Source organism: Streptomyces sp. NPDC040545, from assembly GCF_055595065.1.
The window spans coordinates 220,634-235,452 of sequence record NZ_JBVIWA010000005.1 but is presented as its reverse complement, the minus strand read 5'-3'; the positions used below and the strand labels follow the sequence as shown (position 1 = coordinate 235,452).

Here is a 14,819-nt window from a genome sequence, read left to right as displayed (position 1 = left end):
GCTCAGTCCCCCAGGACGCGCCGCAGGTAGTCGTTGCCGAAGACCCGGTCCGGGTCGAGGCGGTCGCGCAGCGCGGTGAACTCGCCGAACCGGGGGTAGACCTCCGAGAAGTACGCCGCGTCCCGCGTGTGCACCTTGCCCCAGTGCGGACGCCCGCCGTGCGCCGTGAAGATGCGCTCGGCCGCGGTGAAGTAGGCCTGGTACGGCGTGCCCTTGTACATGTGCACCGCGATGTATGCCGTTTCGCGCCCGGAAGCCGTCGACAGCGTGATGTCGTCCGCCGGAGCCGTCCGCACCTCCACGGGGAAGCTGATCCGCAGCCCGGAACGGTCGACCATCGCCCGCAGCTCCCGCAGGGCCTCGACCACCTGCTCGCGCGGGAGGGCGTACTCCATCTCCACGAAACGCACCCGGCGCGGACTGGTGAACACCTTGTACGGGACGTCCGTGTACGTGCGCGCCGACAGGGCGCGGCTGGCCACCCGGGCGATGGAGGGGATGGTGGCCGGGACCGCGCGGCCCAGCGAGTTGACGGCCTGGAAGAGGCCGTTGGAGAGCAACTCGTCCTCGATCCAGGCACTCACCGGTCCGGGCGGGGCGGCGGGGCCCTGGCTGCGGTTGTTCCGCTTGGTGTTGCAGTTGCCGGTGTGCGGGAACCAGTAGAACTCGAAGTGCTCGTTCTCCGCGAAGTGCTCCTCGAACTCCGCCGTCACCCGGTCGAAGCCCATCGGCTCCTCCCGCGCGGTCAGGAAGAAGACCGGCTCCACGGCGAAGGTGATCGCGGTGAGGATGCCGAGCGCGCCGATGCCGAGCCGGGCCGCCGCGAAGACCTCGGGATTCTCCTTCTCGGAACAGGTCAGCAGCCGGCCGTCGGCGGTGACCAGTTCCAGGCCGCGGATCTGGGCGGCGATGGAGGCCGAGTCGCGGCCGGTGCCGTGGGTGCCGGTGCTGGTGGCGCCGGAGACCGTCTGCTCCATGATGTCGCCCATGTTGGTGAGCGACAGGCCCTCCCGGGCCAGGGCCACGTTGAGGTCCTTGAGGACCGTGCCCGCCGCCACCGTGACGGTCCCGGCCTCCCGGTCGATCGACCGGATCCCGGCCAGGGCCTGCGGGCGGATGAGCACCCCGTCGGTCGCCGCGGCCGCGGTGAAGGAGTGGCCGGTGCCGACCGCCTTCACCCGCAGCCCGTCCCCGGCGGCCCGGCGGACCGCCTCCTGGAGCTCCCCGACCGAGGCCGGTGTCACCGTGCGGGCCGGTGTGGCGGTGATGTTGCCCGCCCAGTTATGCCACGCGGTCCGTTCCGTGCTGCGCTGCCGTGCTGTCGCCGTCCCCATCGGTTGCAGGCTCCTCCCCTTGCGCCGGCCTCGTCAGCCGGCGGTATCCCGCGAACGCGACCGCAGCCGCGGCCACTCCCGCCGATACGGAGACGACGTACCCGGTCTGCGCACCGGCTGCGTCGACGACCCAGCCGGTCACGGAGGACCCGAGCGCGATTCCGACCGCGAGGCCGGTGCTGATCCAGGTCATTCCCTCGGTCAGCTTCGCGTGTGGCACGTGCGCCTCGATCAGGGCCATCGTGGTGATCATCGTGGGAGCGATGGCGAGGCCCGAGACGAAGAGCGCCACGGCCAGAAACGGAAGGTTCCCGGCCAGTAGGAGGGGGATCATACTCACGGCCATCGCACTGATGCCCAGGATCCAGCGAGGTTCGGCCTTGCCCTTGAAGTGCAGCAGGCCGAAGGCGATGCCCGCCAGGCAGGATCCGAACGCCCAGACCGCCAGGAACACCCCGCCGAGGGACTTGTTGCCGTGCTCCGCGGCGAAGGCCAGGGTGGCCACGTCCACGGAACCGAAGATCGCTCCGGTCGCGACGAAGGTCGCCACCAGCACCTGCAGGCCGGGGGAGCGCAGCGCCGAGGACCGGTCCGTGTGCTCCTCGTGCGGATGCGGCTTCGGCTCGGTGGCGGTCAGCGCCGTCAGCCACCACACGCCCGTCAGCAGGAAGACGAGGGCGACCACCGGGCCGGCCTCGGGGAACCAGCCGGCCGAGAGCGTCGCGGCGAGCGGCGGGCCCACGATGAAGCAGAGCTCGTCGACGATGGACTCGAACGAGTAGGCCGTGTGCAGCTGCGGGGTGTCGCGGAAGAGGGCCGTCCAGCGGGCCCGGACCATCGATCCGACGCTGGGCACGCACCCGGCGACGACGGCGAAGACGAAGAGCGTCCAGCTCGGCCAGCCGTTCGCCGCCGCGACCAGCAGGCCGGTCACCGCAGCGGCCGCGGTCAGGGTGGCCGGGCGCAGTACCCGCCGCTGTCCGTACTGGTCGACCAGCCGCGACACCTGGGGGCCCACGGCCGCCGCGGACAGGGCGATCGTGGCGGTGATGCCGCCCGCGAGGGCGTAGCCGCCGCCCAACTCGGTGATCATCGTGAGGACGCCGATGCCCACCATGGACAGCGGCATCCGGCCCAGGAGGCCGGCGGCCGCGAACCCCTTGGTGCCGGGGGTCGCGAAGATCGCGCGGTAGGGACTGGGCAAGATGGTGCCCTCCGTAAGGGACGGGGTTGGCTCAGACAGGTTACGTCTGCCGGCAGGGCGCCCGCATGGGGAAAATACCGACAGGAAGTTAGGGTGACCTTACCTGCTGTCCGAGGAGTGGGACGGGCCGGGTCCGTTGCCCGGGCACGGACGCCGGGTGGCAGGATTCGAGGCATGTCAGACCAGCTCCGTGCCCCCGACGGCGGCTCCGCCGCCCCTTACGACGCCCTCCTGCTGCTGTCCTTCGGCGGCCCGGAGGGACCCGACGACGTCGTGCCCTTCCTGGAGAACGTCACGCGCGGGCGCGGCATCCCGCGCGAGCGGCTCAAGGAGGTCGGACAGCACTACTTCGGGTTCGGCGGGGTCAGCCCCATCAACGGGCAGAACCGCGAGCTGCTGGACGCGCTGCGGGGGGACTTCGCCGGACACGGGCTGGACCTGCCGGTCTACTGGGGCAACCGGAACTGGGCCCCGTACCTGACCGACGTGATGCGGGAGATGGCCGCCGACGGGCGCCGCCGCATCGCGGTGCTCGCGACCAGCGCGTACGCCTCGTACTCGGGCTGCCGCCAGTACCGCGAGAACCTCGCCGACGCGCTGGCCACGCTCGCCGAGGAGGGCGTGGAGCTGCCGCGGGTCGACAAGCTGCGCCACTACTTCAACCACCCCGGCTTCGTGGAGCCCATGATCGACGGGGTGGTGGCCTCGCTGGCCGAGCTGCCCGAGGAGGTGCGCTCCGGCGCCCGCCTCGCCTTCACCACCCACTCCATCCCGACCGCCGCCGCGGACACCTCCGGTCCGGTGGAGGACCACACCGAGGACGGCGAGGGCGGGGCGTACGTCAAGCAGCACCTCGACGTCGCCCGGGTGATCGCGGACGAGGTCGCCGCCCGGACCGGGGTCGCGCACACCTGGGAGCTCGTCTACCAGTCCCGCAGCGGCGCCCCGCACATCCCGTGGCTGGAGCCGGACATCTGCGACCACCTGGAGGCCCTGCACGCGGCCGGTGCGCCCGCCGTCGTCATGGTGCCCATCGGCTTCGTCTCCGACCACATGGAAGTCCTCTACGACCTGGACACCGAGGCCACCGCGAAGGCGGCCGAGCTGGGCCTGCCCGTGCGGCGGTCCGCGACCGTCGGCGCCGATCCGCGCTTCGCCGGGGCCGTACGGGAGCTGGTGCTGGAGCGGGCCGCCAGGGAGCGCGGGGAGACGCCCGCGGAGTGCTGGGTCGGCACGCTGGGCCGCAGTCATGACCTGTGCGCGGTGGGCTGCTGCCCGGCGCGGGGCCCCCGGCCGGCGGCCGCGGGCGTGGACAGTCCGTACGCGTAGGAAGTGGGACCGTGATCTCTGACGAGCTGAAGGCCGAACTGCTGGAAGTGGGCCTGGAGGCCGCCCGGCGGGCCGGGGCTCTGCTGCGCGACGGCCGTCCGGCCGATCTGGCGGTGGCGGCGACCAAGACCAGCCCGATCGACGTGGTGACCGAGATGGACATCGCGGCGGAGAAACTGATCACCGGCATTCTCGCCGAGCGGCGGCCCGAGGACGGGCTGCTGGGCGAGGAGGGCGCGGACGCCCCGGGGACGAGCGGGGTGCGCTGGGTCGTCGACCCGCTGGACGGCACCGTGAACTACCTCTACGGGCTCCCGAGCTGGGGCGTGTCCATCGCGGCCGAGTACGGCGGCGAGAGCGTGGTGGGCGTCGTGGCGGCCCCGATGCGCGGGGAGACCTACCACGCGGTGCTCGGCGGCGGGGCATGGCTGGGCAGGACGCGCCTCGCCTGCCGGCCGGCGGCGCCGCTGGACCAGGCACTGCTCGGGACGGGTTTCGCGTACGTGCAGACCCGGCGGGCCCACCAGGCCGAGGTCGCGGCGCGGATCATCCCGCTGGTGCGGGACATCCGGCGCGGCGGGTCGGCGGCGCTGGACCTGTGCGACGTGGCCGCCGGACGGCTGGACGGGTACTACGAGCGGGGACTGAACCCGTGGGACCTGGCCGCCGGTGACCTGATCGCCCGGGAGGCCGGGGCCGTGACCGGGGGCCGTCCGGGTGAGCGTGCCTCGGGCGAGCTGACCCTGGCCGCCACGCCTGCCGTGTTCGCCTCGCTGCAGCCGCTGCTGGAGGAATCCGGAGCCTGGCACGACTGACCGCACGTGTGAACTTCACGCAGGTGTGAACGCACGTGGACCCCGGCCGCCCGCTCGGGCGTCCGGGGTCCACGTCGTGCAGAGGCCGTGCAGGAGCAGAGGTCGTGCAGGATTCGTGCAGGGGTCGTGCGGGGACTGCAGGCCGGCCGATCGGGGGATCAGCAGGCGGGCACGGCGGCCGAGACCGGGACACCGTGTTCGGCGGCCAGGCGCTGGAGATCCTCCAGCTCCGCCAGTTCCACTTCCGCGAGGAAGTCGTCGCCCGTCTCGCGGGCGTGCCTGAGGTCCGACTGCGTGGTCCTGATGCGCTGCAGGAGACCCGCGGTGAATGCGTCCATGATGGGTTCGCCCCCTCTTCGTGGGTCGGCGGCGGAACGTGGCTCTCCGCCGTCAGGGAGTGGATGGGGTGTGATCTCGTCCTCCCCTGCACCCTGGGCGCAGAAACCTCGTGAGGCCAGGGAATCCTCACTTCCGCCCCGTCAGCCCCTCCACGAGCCGTCTTACAGCCGGTTTATGGCCGAAACGGGCAGGATGGGCGACGCAATACACGTGTGCCCTTCTGGGCTCGGAGGAAGGAAACGACGTGCGCGTACTCGTCGTCGAGGACGAGCAGCTGCTCGCCGATGCGGTGGCCACCGGACTACGCCGGGAGGCCATGGCCGTGGACGTCGTGTACGACGGCGCCGCCGCCCTGGAGCGGGTCGGCGTGAACGACTACGACGTGGTCGTCCTGGACCGGGACCTCCCGCTCGTGCACGGTGACGACGTGTGCCGGAAGATCGTCGAGCTCGGCATGCCCACCCGCGTGTTGATGCTGACCGCCTCGGGCGACGTCAGCGACCGGGTGGAGGGACTGGAGCTCGGCGCGGACGACTACCTGCCCAAGCCCTTCGCCTTCACCGAACTGACCGCCCGCGTACGGGCGCTCGGGCGGCGCACCACGGTCGCGCTGCCGCCCGTACTGGAGCGGGCCGGCATCAAGCTGGACCCGAACCGGCGGGAGGTGTTCCGCGAGGGCAAGGAGGTCCAGCTGGCGCCCAAGGAGTTCGCGGTGCTGGAGGTGCTCATGCGCAGCGAGGGGACCGTCGTCTCCGCCGAGCAGCTGCTGGAGAAGGCCTGGGACGAGAACACCGACCCCTTCACCAACGTCGTACGGGTGACCGTGATGACCCTGCGCCGCAAGCTGGGTGAGCCGCCCGTCATCGTGACCGTGCCCGGTTCCGGATACCGGATCTGATGCGCGTGGCCACCACCCCCGCGCCACCGGCGGCGCCACCGAAACCGACATGGGACCCCGGCCAGCCCGAGGGTCCCTTCCCGTGGCTGCGGCCGACCATCCGGATACGCCTCACACTGCTGTACGGCGGGATGTTCCTGATCGCCGGGATCCTGCTGCTGTCGATCATCTACCTGCTGGCGGCGCAGGCCCTGCGGCAGGGCAACGCGATCCCGTTCACGATCGTCCGCGGCCAGAACATCGAGGTCACCAGCACCACCTGCTCCGGTGTGAGCGGCACCAACCAGCCGTTCGAACAGTTCACCGCGGCGATCAACCAGTGCGTCCTGGAACAGCGCCGGCACGCCCTGGACGACCTGCTGAGCCGGTCGCTGATGGCCCTGCTCGGGCTGAGCATCATCGCCTTCGCCTTCGGCTACGCGATGGCCGGGCGGGTGCTCTCACCACTCGGCAAGATCACCCGGACCGCCCGCCGGGTCGTAGGCTCCGACCTGACCCGGCGGATCGAGCTGGACGGGCCGGACGACGAGCTCAAGGAGCTCGCCGACACCTTCGACGACATGCTCGACCGGCTGGAGCGGGCCTTCACGGCCCAGCAGCGGTTCGTCGCGAACGCCTCGCACGAGCTGCGGACCCCGCTCGCGATCAACCGGACCCTGCTGGAGGTGCACCTCTCCGATCCGGGGGCGCCGATCGAGCTCCAGCAGCTCGGGAAGACCCTGCTCGCCACCAACGAGCGCAGTGAGCAGCTGGTCGAGGGCCTGCTGCTGCTGGCCCGCAGTGAGAACCAGATCGTCGAGCGCAAACCCGTGGACCTGGCGGAGGTCGCCTCGCGCGCCGTCGACCAGGTGCGCGGCGAGGCCGAGGCGAAGGGCGTGGAGATCCGCGGCGAGCGTGCTCCGGCCGTCGTCCAGGGCAACGGGGTGCTGCTGGAGCGGATCGCCCTCAACCTGGTGCAGAACGCCGTCCGGTACAACGTGCCGGAGGACGGCTGGGTCGAGGTCGTCACCGAGGCCCAGCACGATCAGGCGGTCCTCCTGGTATCGAACACGGGTCCCGTTGTTCCCGCGTACGAGGTGGACAACCTCTTCGAGCCCTTCAGGCGGCTGCGTACGGAGCGCACGGGCAGCGACAAGGGTGTCGGGCTGGGTCTGTCGATCGCGCGCTCCGTGGCGCGCGCACACAGCGGCAGGATCCAGGCGATGCCCCGGGAAGGCGGTGGCCTCGTGATGCGTGTCACTCTTCCCTTGTGAGACCCCGGTCCCGTGTTCGCTTTTGGCTGAATGCTTGCCCTGTGAAAACAACCGGTCCTGTGTGATCGATCACAGTGGCCGGTGTCGGCCCATGTGCGTTCAGTGACCCCATCGCGGCCGGAACGCCCGGGAAGTCCGGGTTTCCGGCCCCTCGGATGGCGGGAAATACACGGGGTGGCGTTTGTGCATGACCGCCCTCGGACCGTGTACGGTCCCGCTCGTCATCCCAGCCAATCGTCCTTCGGGCGGGCGGCTGGGTGTCGATTGAGTAACAGACCTTGATGTGAGGCAAAATCTCCGCCTCAGGTCGGGCACAAGTCCGGCCTCTCGTGCGTTACGTGCGCTGAGACACCGCTAACACCCAGAGGGGGAGAGCGAACAATGGCAACGGACTACGACACCCCGCGCAAGACCGACGATGACGTCGACAACGACAGCATCGAAGAGCTGAAGGCCCGGCGCAACGAGAAGTCGACCTCGTCCGCAGACATGGACGAATTCGACTCTGTCGAGAGCATGGAGCTTCCCGGCGCGGACCTCTCCAACGAGGAGCTGGCCGTCCGGGTCCTGCCCAAGCAGGCCGATGAGTTCACCTGCATGAGCTGCTTCCTGGTGCACCACCGCAGCCAGCTGGCACGTGAGAAGAACGGTCAGCCGATCTGTCGCGACTGCGACTGACAGGCGTCGGCCGTGGCTGGCTCCACACCCTTTCGGAAGCGCCGCTTCCGGAAATCTGGTGATCCGGCGGAGACGCAGGTGGCATCCATGGATCCGGAAACGGCTCCTGGGGCTTCCGGCGGCTCCGCCAGTGCGGCGACCGCCATACCTTCCGAAACCGCCCCGGCGGTTCCGTCGGAAACCGATCCCGGTGAGGGGTCCCGGCACCGCTCCGGGGCTCGCCGGATGCAAGCCGTCAAGAACGGCGTGCGCAAGGGCGGCGAAAGTGTCAGGGACGCCGCCCAGTACGTCACCGACAGGATCATCGAGAACGCACCGCGCGTTCCGGTGCGGGACCTCGCGACGCTGCGCGCGCAGTTCCCGGGCCTCGGCCCCGAGCAGCTCGCCGAGAAGCTGGTCTCGGGCGCCTGCGCCGCCACTTCGACCGTGGGCGCGGGAATCGGCGCCGCGGCCATGCTGCCCGTGCCGCCCGCGATGCCGGCGGAACTGGCGGCCGAGATCACCGCGGTCGCGGCCATCGAGCTCAAGCTCGTCGCCGAACTCCACGAGGTCTACGGCCTGCGCCCGCACGGCGGCCGGGGGGAGCGCAGCCTCGCCTACCTGACCGCCTGGACGGAGGAGCGCGGGGTCGACCTGACCAAGCCGACCACGCTGAACGCGGCGCTCGGCGGGCAGATGAAGCGCGAACTGCGCCAGCAGATCATGAAGCGGATGTTCCGCAGTCTGCCGAACCTCATGCCGTTCATGGTGGGCGCCGCCGTCGGCGCGATCATGAACCGGCGGGACACCCGCAAACTCGCCGAGAAGGTCCGTGGTGACCTGCGGAGGCGGGCCGTGGACTGGGAGGCCCTGAGCGCGCTGCCGCCCCTGGAACGGCCCGTACAGCCCCTTCCCGAGGCCGCCAGGATCGCACTGGAGGCCTCGGATCCCTCCGCGCACGGCTGAGGTCCTCCGCCGGGGCGGTCCGCCCCGGCCGGGCCGCCGGTCCCACGGGCCGGTCAGGCCGCCTGGGTACGGGCGGCGAGCAGGGCCGCCACCAGGGCCTGCGGCCGGCGGGTGGAGACGTAGACGTACGGGGTCGGGTCGGCCGGATCGGTGACCTCGACGCGGACCGCGGTCGGCACGTAGCTGCGCATCAGCATGAAGGCGCGGGTGTCCGCCTTGTACGTGCGCCAGGCGCGCGACTCCTCGGCGTCCAGGATCTCGGGCTCGCCCAGGGCCGTCACCGGGATCCGCGCGTCACCGGCCGCCAGCGCACCGCCCACCACGCGCACGCGCGCGGAACCGTACGAACTCACCACCAGCCCGGACAGCGCGGTGCCCCCGACCAGCCCCGCCAGCAGCGCCGTCGTGCCCAGCGGCAGCAGCATCAGCGCGCACGCGAGGCCGACCAGGACGGCGATGCCCCACCAGGAGCGGGGGGCGGTCAGACGTTCGTCGTGGTGCGCGGTGGAGAGCTGCATACGGACAAGCCTGCCACGAGGCGACCGGTGGATAGCCGCGCGGGTAAGGTTCGCGGCTGTGAGTGGACGAAACACAGCGCTGACACCCCCTGCCGATGCCGCCGCGCCGGTCAGGCACCCCGACGCGCCCGCACCCGGTGAGCTCCTCGGTGCGCACTACGAGCACTGTTTCGGCTGTGGCGAGGGCCAGCCCCACGGACTCCACCTGGAGGCCCGGGCGGGCGAGGGCGTGCGCGTCACCGCCGAGTTCACCGTCAGGCCCGCGCACCAGGGCGCACCCGGTCTCGCCCACGGCGGCGTGCTCGCCACCGCGCTCGACGAGACGCTGGGTTCCCTGAACTGGCTGCTGCGCGTCATCGCGGTGACGGGGCGGCTGGAGACCGACTTCGTACGGCCCGTGCCGGTGGACACCGTGCTGTATCTGGAGGCCGAGGTCACCGCCGTCGCCGGCCGGAAGATCTACTGCACGGCCGTCGGCCGGATAGGCGGACCGCAGGGCCCGGTCGCCGTACGTGCCGACGCCCTCTTCATCGAGGTGAAGGTCGACCACTTCATCGACAACGGACGGCCCGAGGAGATCCAGGCGGCGATGGCCGACCCGGACCAGGTCAGGCGCGCACGCGCCTTTGAGGTGAACCCCTGATGTCCCAGAGCAACCACGATTCCCGCCGGCCGGTCGACGTACTGATCCGCCGCGTCGACCCGGAGGTGCCGATTCCGGCATACGGGCACCCCGGCGACGCAGGCTGCGACCTCGTCACCACCGAGGCCGCCGAGCTGGAGCCCGGCGAGCGCGCCGTCCTGCCCACCGGCGTCTCGATCGCCCTGCCCGACGGGTACGCGGCGTTCGTGCACCCGCGGTCCGGCCTGGCCGCACGCTGCGGGCTCGCGCTCGTGAATGCCCCGGGGACGGTGGATGCCGGGTACCGTGGGGAGATCAAGGTGATCGTGGTCAATCTCGACCCTCGCGAGAGCGTCCGGTTCGAGCGTTTCGACCGCATCGCCCAGCTGGTTGTCCAGCGGGTCGAGAAGGTGCGCTTCCACGAGGTGGCGGAACTTCCCGGCTCGGCCCGGGCCGAGGGGGGCTTCGGCTCCACCGGCGGGCATGCGGCCGTGGCCGGATCCGGGGCTGGTCAGCAGGGTGGGAATGGCTACGCTTCGGTCGTAACCGACCGGGAAGGACAGTGACGTGTTCGGACGTCGCAAGAAGAACGACTCCGCCCATGACGGCGGCGCGGCCGAGCAGGTCGTAGACGGCGTCGCCGAGCAGGACGACGCGGGCGAGCAGGAGAGCGCCGCCCCGCGCCGGGTGAACCTGCCGCCGGCCCCGCGGCCCGACGGCCCCTGGGACGTCTCCGAGGTGCTCGGGAACCCGGCCGACGGCCGGGTCGACCTGGGCGGCATCCTCGTACCCGGCGTCGAGGGCATGGAGCTGCGCGTCGAGGTCGCCGGTGACGCGATCGTGGCCGCGACCGTGGTCCTGGGCGACAGTGCCGTGCAGCTGCAGGCCTTCGCCGCGCCCAAGAAGGAGGGCATCTGGGGCGAGGTCCGCGAGGAGATCGCCGCGGGTATCACCCAGCAGGGCGGCATCATCGACGAGGCCCAGGGTTCCCTGGGCTGGGAGCTGCGTGCCCAGGTGCCCGTACCGCTCCCGGACGGGCAGACCGGCGCCCAGCTGGTCCGCTTCGTCGGCGTCGACGGCCCCCGCTGGTTCCTGCGCGGCGTCATCTCCGGCCAGGGCGCCGTGCGCCCCGAGTCGGCGGGTGTGCTGGAGCAGATCTTCCGGGACACCGTCGTCGTCCGCGGTGACGGCCCGATGGCTCCCCGCGACCCGATCGTCCTGAAGCTGCCGAACGACGCCCAGATGGTGCCGGACGGCGTGCAGACGGACGACCAGGAAGGCTCCCGCTTCGGCGGCGGCATGGGCCAGCTCGAACGAGGCCCGGAGATCACCGAGGTCCGCTGACCTCGGACGGCCCCCGCGCACAGGGGGACTCGTCATGCATTTCGGCCGGTGGGCCCTACTCCTTCGGGGTGGGGCCCACCCGCGTGTGCCCCCCTGGCATCCCGCGTCAGGGATCCGTCAGGGATCGCGGCCGGGGCGCCGATCGGTGCGTGTGCGGCGTGGGCGTCCCGGAGAATGGGGCGCATGGGACGCGGCAAGCTCAGGATCTACCTCGGCGCGGCACCCGGTGTGGGCAAGACCTACGCGATGCTCTCCGAGGGCCATCGCAGGGTGGAGCGGGGCGCGGACTGCGTCGTCGGCTTCGTCGAGCACCACGGCCGGCCGCGGACGGAGGTCATGCTCCACGGCCTCGAACAGGTCGGTCGCAAGTCCCTGACGTACCGGGGCGCCGCCTTCACCGAGATGGACGTGGACGCGCTCCTCGCCCGCAGGCCCGCCATAGCGCTGGTGGACGAACTCGCGCACACCAACGTGCCCGGCTCGCGCAACGCCAAGCGCTGGCAGGACGTGGAGGAGCTGCTGCGGGCCGGCATCGACGTCGTGTCCACCGTGAACATCCAGCACCTGGAGTCGCTCGGGGACGTGGTCGAATCGATCACCGGGGTCCGGCAGCGGGAGACCGTGCCGGACGAGGTGGTCCGCCGGGCCGACCAGGTCGAGCTGGTCGACATGTCGCCGCAGGCACTGCGCCGGCGGATGGCCCACGGGAACATATACAAGCCCGAGAAGGTCGACGCGGCCCTGTCGAACTACTTCCGGCCGGGCAACCTCACCGCCCTGCGCGAGCTGGCGCTGCTGTGGGTGGCCGACCGGGCGGACGAGTACCTCCAGCAGTACCGGGGCGAGCACGACATCCGCTCGACCTGGCAGGCGCGGGAGCGGATCGTCGTCGGGCTCACCGGCGGGCCGGAGGGCCGCACGCTGATCCGGCGGGCCTCGCGGATGGCGGCCAAGGGCTCGGGCAGCGAGATCCTGGCCGTGTACATCGCCCGCAGCGACGGGCTGACCGCCGCCTCGCCGAAGGAGCTCGCGGTCCAGCGGACCCTGGTAGAGGACCTGGGCGGAACGTTTCACCATGTGATCGGCGACAACATCCCCGACGCCCTGCTCGCCTTCGCACGCGGGGTCAACGCCACCCAGATCGTCCTCGGCTCCAGCCGCCGCCGCTCGTGGCAGTACGTCTTCGGCCCCGGGGTCGGTGCGAGCGTCGCCCGCGACTCGGGACCCGACCTCGACGTGCACATCGTCACGCACGAGCACGTCGCCAAGGGGCGCGGCCTGCCCGTGGTGCGCTCGGCGGCCCGGCTCGGGCGGGCGCGGATCATCGCCGGCTGGGTCGTGGGGACGGTGTTCCCCCTCCTGCTGTGCCTGCTGCTCACGCACGTCGACGCCGACCTCGGCCTCGCCAACGACATGCTGCTCTTCCTGTCGCTGACGGTGGCGGCCGCACTGCTCGGCGGGCTCTGGCCGGCCCTGGCCTCCGCCGCCCTCGGCTCGCTGCTGCTGAACTACTTCTTCGCGCCGCCGCTGCACCGCCTCACGGTGTCCGACCCCAAGAACATCGTCGCCATCGCCGTCTTCTTCGGGGTCGCCGTCTCCGTGGCCTCGGTCGTGGACCTGGCCGCCCGCCGCACCCACCAGGCGGCCCGGCTGCGCGCCGAGTCCGAGATCCTCTCCTTCCTGGCCGGCAGCGTGCTGCGCGGCGAGACCACGCTGGACGCGCTGCTGGAGCGGGTACGCGAGACCTTCGCCATGGAGTCCGTGGCCCTGCTGGAGCGGGCGAACGACGTGGAGCCCTGGAAACCGGCCGGCAGCGTCGGCCCCGGCCCCGCCGCCCGGCCCGAGGACGCCGACGTGGACATGCCGATCGGGGACCACATGGCCCTGGCCCTGTCCGGCCGGGTGCTGCCCGCCGAGGACCGCCGGGTGCTCGGCGCGTTCGCGGCGCAGGCGGCCGTGGTCCTGGACCGCCAGCGGCTGGTCGGCGAGGCCGAGGAGGCCCGCCGGATGGCCGAGGGCAACCGGATCCGTACCGCGCTGCTCGCCGCCGTCAGCCATGACCTCCGTACGCCGCTCGCCTCCATCAAGGCGTCCGTGAGCTCCCTGCGCTCCGCCGACGTGGAGTGGAGCGAGGAGGACCGGGCCGAGCTCCTCGAAGGCATCGAGGACGGCGCCGACCGCCTCGACCACCTGGTGGGCAACCTGCTCGACATGTCCCGGCTGCAGACCGGCACCGTCACCCCGCTGATCCGGGAGATCGACCTCGACGAGGTGGTCCCGATGGCGCTGGGCGGCGTACCGGAGGACAGCGTGCTGCTGGACGTGCCCGAGGCGCTGCCGATGGTGGCGGTGGACCCGGGGCTGCTGGAGCGGACCGTGGCCAACGTCGTGGAGAACGCCGTCAAGTACAGCCCGGCGGGGGAGCCCGTCCTGGTGGCGGCCAGCTGCCTCGGCGACCGGGTCGAGGTCCGGGTCGTCGACCGCGGGCGGGGCGTGCCCGACGAGGCCAAGGACCGGATCTTCGCCCCCTTCCAGCGGTACGGGGACGCCCCACGCGGGGCCGGCGTGGGCCTGGGGCTCGCCGTCGCCCGAGGGTTCGCCGAGGCCATGGACGGCACCCTGACGGCCGAGGACACCCCCGGTGGCGGGCTGACCATGGTGCTCACCCTGCGCGCGGTGCACGGCGGCGAGGCACCGGAGCGTGCCACGGTGGGCGAGGGCGAGGGCGAGGGCGAGGGCGAGGGCGAGGGCGCGACGGCGGAGCCGGCGGAGTCGATGGAACCGATGGAACTTGATCACGACCGTGATCGGATGATGCGACAGAAGGCAGGACCTCAATGACCCGGGTGCTCGTGGTGGAAGACGAGCCGCAGATCGTCCGAGCGCTTGTGATCAACCTGAAGGCGCGCAGATACGAGGTCGACGCCGCGGCCGACGGGGCGAGCGCACTGGAGCTCGCGGCCGCCCGCCACCCCGACGTGGTCGTGCTCGACCTCGGACTGCCCGACATGGACGGGGTCGAGGTGATCAAGGGCCTGCGCGGCTGGACCCGGGTGCCGATCCTGGTCCTCTCCGCCCGGCACAGCTCCGACGAGAAGGTCGAGGCCCTGGACGCGGGCGCCGACGACTACGTCACCAAGCCCTTCGGCATGGACGAGCTGCTGGCACGGCTGCGCGCCGCCGTACGCCGGGCCGAGCCGGCCGCGGGCTCCGGCGAGGACGAGGTGATCGTGGAGACGGACGGCTTCACGGTGGACCTGGCCGCCAAGAAGGCCGTGCGCGAAGGCCGCGACGTACGGCTGACGCCCACAGAGTGGCACCTGCTGGAGGTCCTGGTCCGCAACAGCGGCAAGCTGGTCAGCCAGAAGCAGCTGCTCCAGGAGGTCTGGGGGCCCTCGTACGGCACCGAGACGAACTACCTGCGGGTCTACATGGCCCAACTGCGGCGCAAACTGGAGGCGGACCCCTCGCATCCGCGGCACTTCATCACCGAGCCGGGCATGGGATACCGCTTCGAGCGGTAGTGGGCACGCCGGTACG

At 71.7% G+C, this 14,819-nt stretch carries 15 protein-coding genes; 11 read left to right on the top strand and 4 right to left on the bottom strand.

Features of this window, described 5'->3' with window-relative positions; translation table 11 throughout:
* Positions 1 to 2: 2 nt before the first annotated feature.
* On the bottom strand, positions 3 to 1,334 hold the full coding sequence (locus ACZ573_RS13475; RefSeq protein WP_471303045.1) for a D-arabinono-1,4-lactone oxidase: 1,332 nt from the start codon (positions 1,332 to 1,334) through the stop codon (positions 3 to 5).
* Positions 1,282 to 2,538 carry an MFS transporter gene (locus ACZ573_RS13470; RefSeq protein ID WP_471303042.1) on the bottom strand — a complete coding sequence of 419 codons (1,257 nt, stop codon included), beginning with the start codon at positions 2,536 to 2,538 and terminating at the stop codon, positions 1,282 to 1,284. The genes ACZ573_RS13475 and ACZ573_RS13470 overlap by 53 nt, the downstream gene beginning before the upstream one ends.
* Before the next feature lie 174 nt (positions 2,539 to 2,712).
* Here ACZ573_RS13470 and ACZ573_RS13465 point away from each other — a divergent pair, with 174 nt between their 5' ends.
* Both ACZ573_RS13465 and ACZ573_RS13460 read left to right on the top strand, forming a co-directional pair.
* Positions 2,713 to 3,867 carry a ferrochelatase gene (locus ACZ573_RS13465; protein ID WP_471303040.1) on the top strand — a complete coding sequence of 385 codons (1,155 nt, stop codon included), beginning with the start codon at positions 2,713 to 2,715 and terminating at the stop codon, positions 3,865 to 3,867.
* Positions 3,868 to 3,878: 11 nt separating this feature from the next.
* On the top strand, positions 3,879 to 4,682 hold the full coding sequence (locus tag ACZ573_RS13460; protein WP_471303038.1) for an inositol monophosphatase family protein: 804 nt from the start codon (positions 3,879 to 3,881) through the stop codon (positions 4,680 to 4,682).
* 158 nt (positions 4,683 to 4,840) lie between these two features.
* Here the strand turns inward: ACZ573_RS13460 and ACZ573_RS13455 are convergent, their stop codons facing one another.
* Entirely contained in the window at positions 4,841 to 5,020 is a 180-nt protein-coding gene (locus ACZ573_RS13455; RefSeq protein WP_030008766.1) for a hypothetical protein, read from the bottom strand.
* 245 nt (positions 5,021 to 5,265) lie between these two features.
* Between ACZ573_RS13455 and ACZ573_RS13450 the strand changes: the two genes are divergently transcribed.
* The 4 genes from ACZ573_RS13450 to ACZ573_RS13435 all read left to right on the top strand — a co-directional run bounded on the left by ACZ573_RS13450 (position 5,266) and on the right by ACZ573_RS13435 (position 8,795).
* On the top strand, positions 5,266 to 5,919 hold the full coding sequence (locus ACZ573_RS13450; RefSeq protein WP_030008767.1) for a response regulator transcription factor: 654 nt from the start codon (positions 5,266 to 5,268) through the stop codon (positions 5,917 to 5,919).
* Between the two features lie 5 nt (positions 5,920 to 5,924).
* Positions 5,925 to 7,172, top strand: a complete 1,248-nt coding sequence (locus tag ACZ573_RS13445; RefSeq protein ID WP_471303323.1) for a sensor histidine kinase — start codon at positions 5,925 to 5,927, stop codon at positions 7,170 to 7,172.
* Positions 7,173 to 7,553: 381 nt separating this feature from the next.
* The gene (locus ACZ573_RS13440; RefSeq protein ID WP_030008769.1) at positions 7,554 to 7,850 is read left to right on the top strand and encodes a DUF4193 domain-containing protein; all 297 of its coding nucleotides are present in this window, start codon (positions 7,554 to 7,556) and stop codon (positions 7,848 to 7,850) included.
* 12 nt (positions 7,851 to 7,862) lie between these two features.
* Positions 7,863 to 8,795, top strand: coding sequence for a hypothetical protein (locus ACZ573_RS13435; RefSeq protein ID WP_471303035.1), 933 nt, complete (start codon positions 7,863 to 7,865; stop codon positions 8,793 to 8,795).
* Between the two features lie 53 nt (positions 8,796 to 8,848).
* On the opposite strand, the gene ACZ573_RS13430 is transcribed toward ACZ573_RS13435, so the two are convergent.
* Positions 8,849 to 9,313 carry a DUF3093 domain-containing protein gene (locus ACZ573_RS13430; RefSeq protein ID WP_471303033.1) on the bottom strand — a complete coding sequence of 155 codons (465 nt, stop codon included), beginning with the start codon at positions 9,311 to 9,313 and terminating at the stop codon, positions 8,849 to 8,851.
* A 58-nt stretch (positions 9,314 to 9,371) separates the two neighbouring features.
* On the opposite strand from ACZ573_RS13430, the gene ACZ573_RS13425 reads away from it, so the two are divergent.
* From ACZ573_RS13425 to ACZ573_RS13405, 5 genes are all read left to right on the top strand, one after another.
* Positions 9,372 to 9,956, top strand: coding sequence for a PaaI family thioesterase (locus tag ACZ573_RS13425; protein WP_327737880.1), 585 nt, complete (start codon positions 9,372 to 9,374; stop codon positions 9,954 to 9,956).
* The gene (dut, locus tag ACZ573_RS13420; RefSeq protein ID WP_150259936.1) at positions 9,956 to 10,501 is read left to right on the top strand and encodes a dUTP diphosphatase; all 546 of its coding nucleotides are present in this window, start codon (positions 9,956 to 9,958) and stop codon (positions 10,499 to 10,501) included. Before ACZ573_RS13425 ends, dut begins: the two co-directional genes overlap by 1 nt.
* 1 nt (position 10,502) lies before the next feature.
* Complete coding sequence (locus tag ACZ573_RS13415; RefSeq protein ID WP_301365783.1) at positions 10,503 to 11,279, top strand: DUF3710 domain-containing protein; 777 nt, start codon at positions 10,503 to 10,505, stop codon at positions 11,277 to 11,279.
* A 183-nt stretch (positions 11,280 to 11,462) separates the two neighbouring features.
* Positions 11,463 to 14,120 carry a DUF4118 domain-containing protein gene (locus ACZ573_RS13410; protein WP_471303029.1) on the top strand — a complete coding sequence of 886 codons (2,658 nt, stop codon included), beginning with the start codon at positions 11,463 to 11,465 and terminating at the stop codon, positions 14,118 to 14,120.
* Positions 14,117 to 14,803, top strand: a complete 687-nt coding sequence (locus ACZ573_RS13405) for a response regulator (RefSeq protein ID WP_266605846.1) — start codon at positions 14,117 to 14,119, stop codon at positions 14,801 to 14,803. The genes ACZ573_RS13410 and ACZ573_RS13405 overlap by 4 nt, the downstream gene beginning before the upstream one ends.
* Positions 14,804 to 14,819 lie beyond the last annotated feature (16 nt).

Coding starts and splice junctions, on each gene's coding strand:
- ACZ573_RS13475 (WP_471303045.1), bottom strand. CDS start 1,334: ATGGGGACGGCGACAGCACGGCAGCGCAGCACGGAACGGACCGCGTGG.
- ACZ573_RS13465 (WP_471303040.1), top strand. CDS start 2,713: ATGTCAGACCAGCTCCGTGCCCCCGACGGCGGCTCCGCCGCCCCTTAC.
- ACZ573_RS13455 (WP_030008766.1), bottom strand. CDS start 5,020: ATGGACGCATTCACCGCGGGTCTCCTGCAGCGCATCAGGACCACGCAG.
- ACZ573_RS13440 (WP_030008769.1), top strand. CDS start 7,554: ATGGCAACGGACTACGACACCCCGCGCAAGACCGACGATGACGTCGAC.
- ACZ573_RS13430 (WP_471303033.1), bottom strand. CDS start 9,313: ATGCAGCTCTCCACCGCGCACCACGACGAACGTCTGACCGCCCCCCGC.
- dut (WP_150259936.1), top strand. CDS start 9,956: ATGTCCCAGAGCAACCACGATTCCCGCCGGCCGGTCGACGTACTGATC.
- ACZ573_RS13410 (WP_471303029.1), top strand. CDS start 11,463: ATGGGACGCGGCAAGCTCAGGATCTACCTCGGCGCGGCACCCGGTGTG.
- ACZ573_RS13405 (WP_266605846.1), top strand. CDS start 14,117: ATGACCCGGGTGCTCGTGGTGGAAGACGAGCCGCAGATCGTCCGAGCG.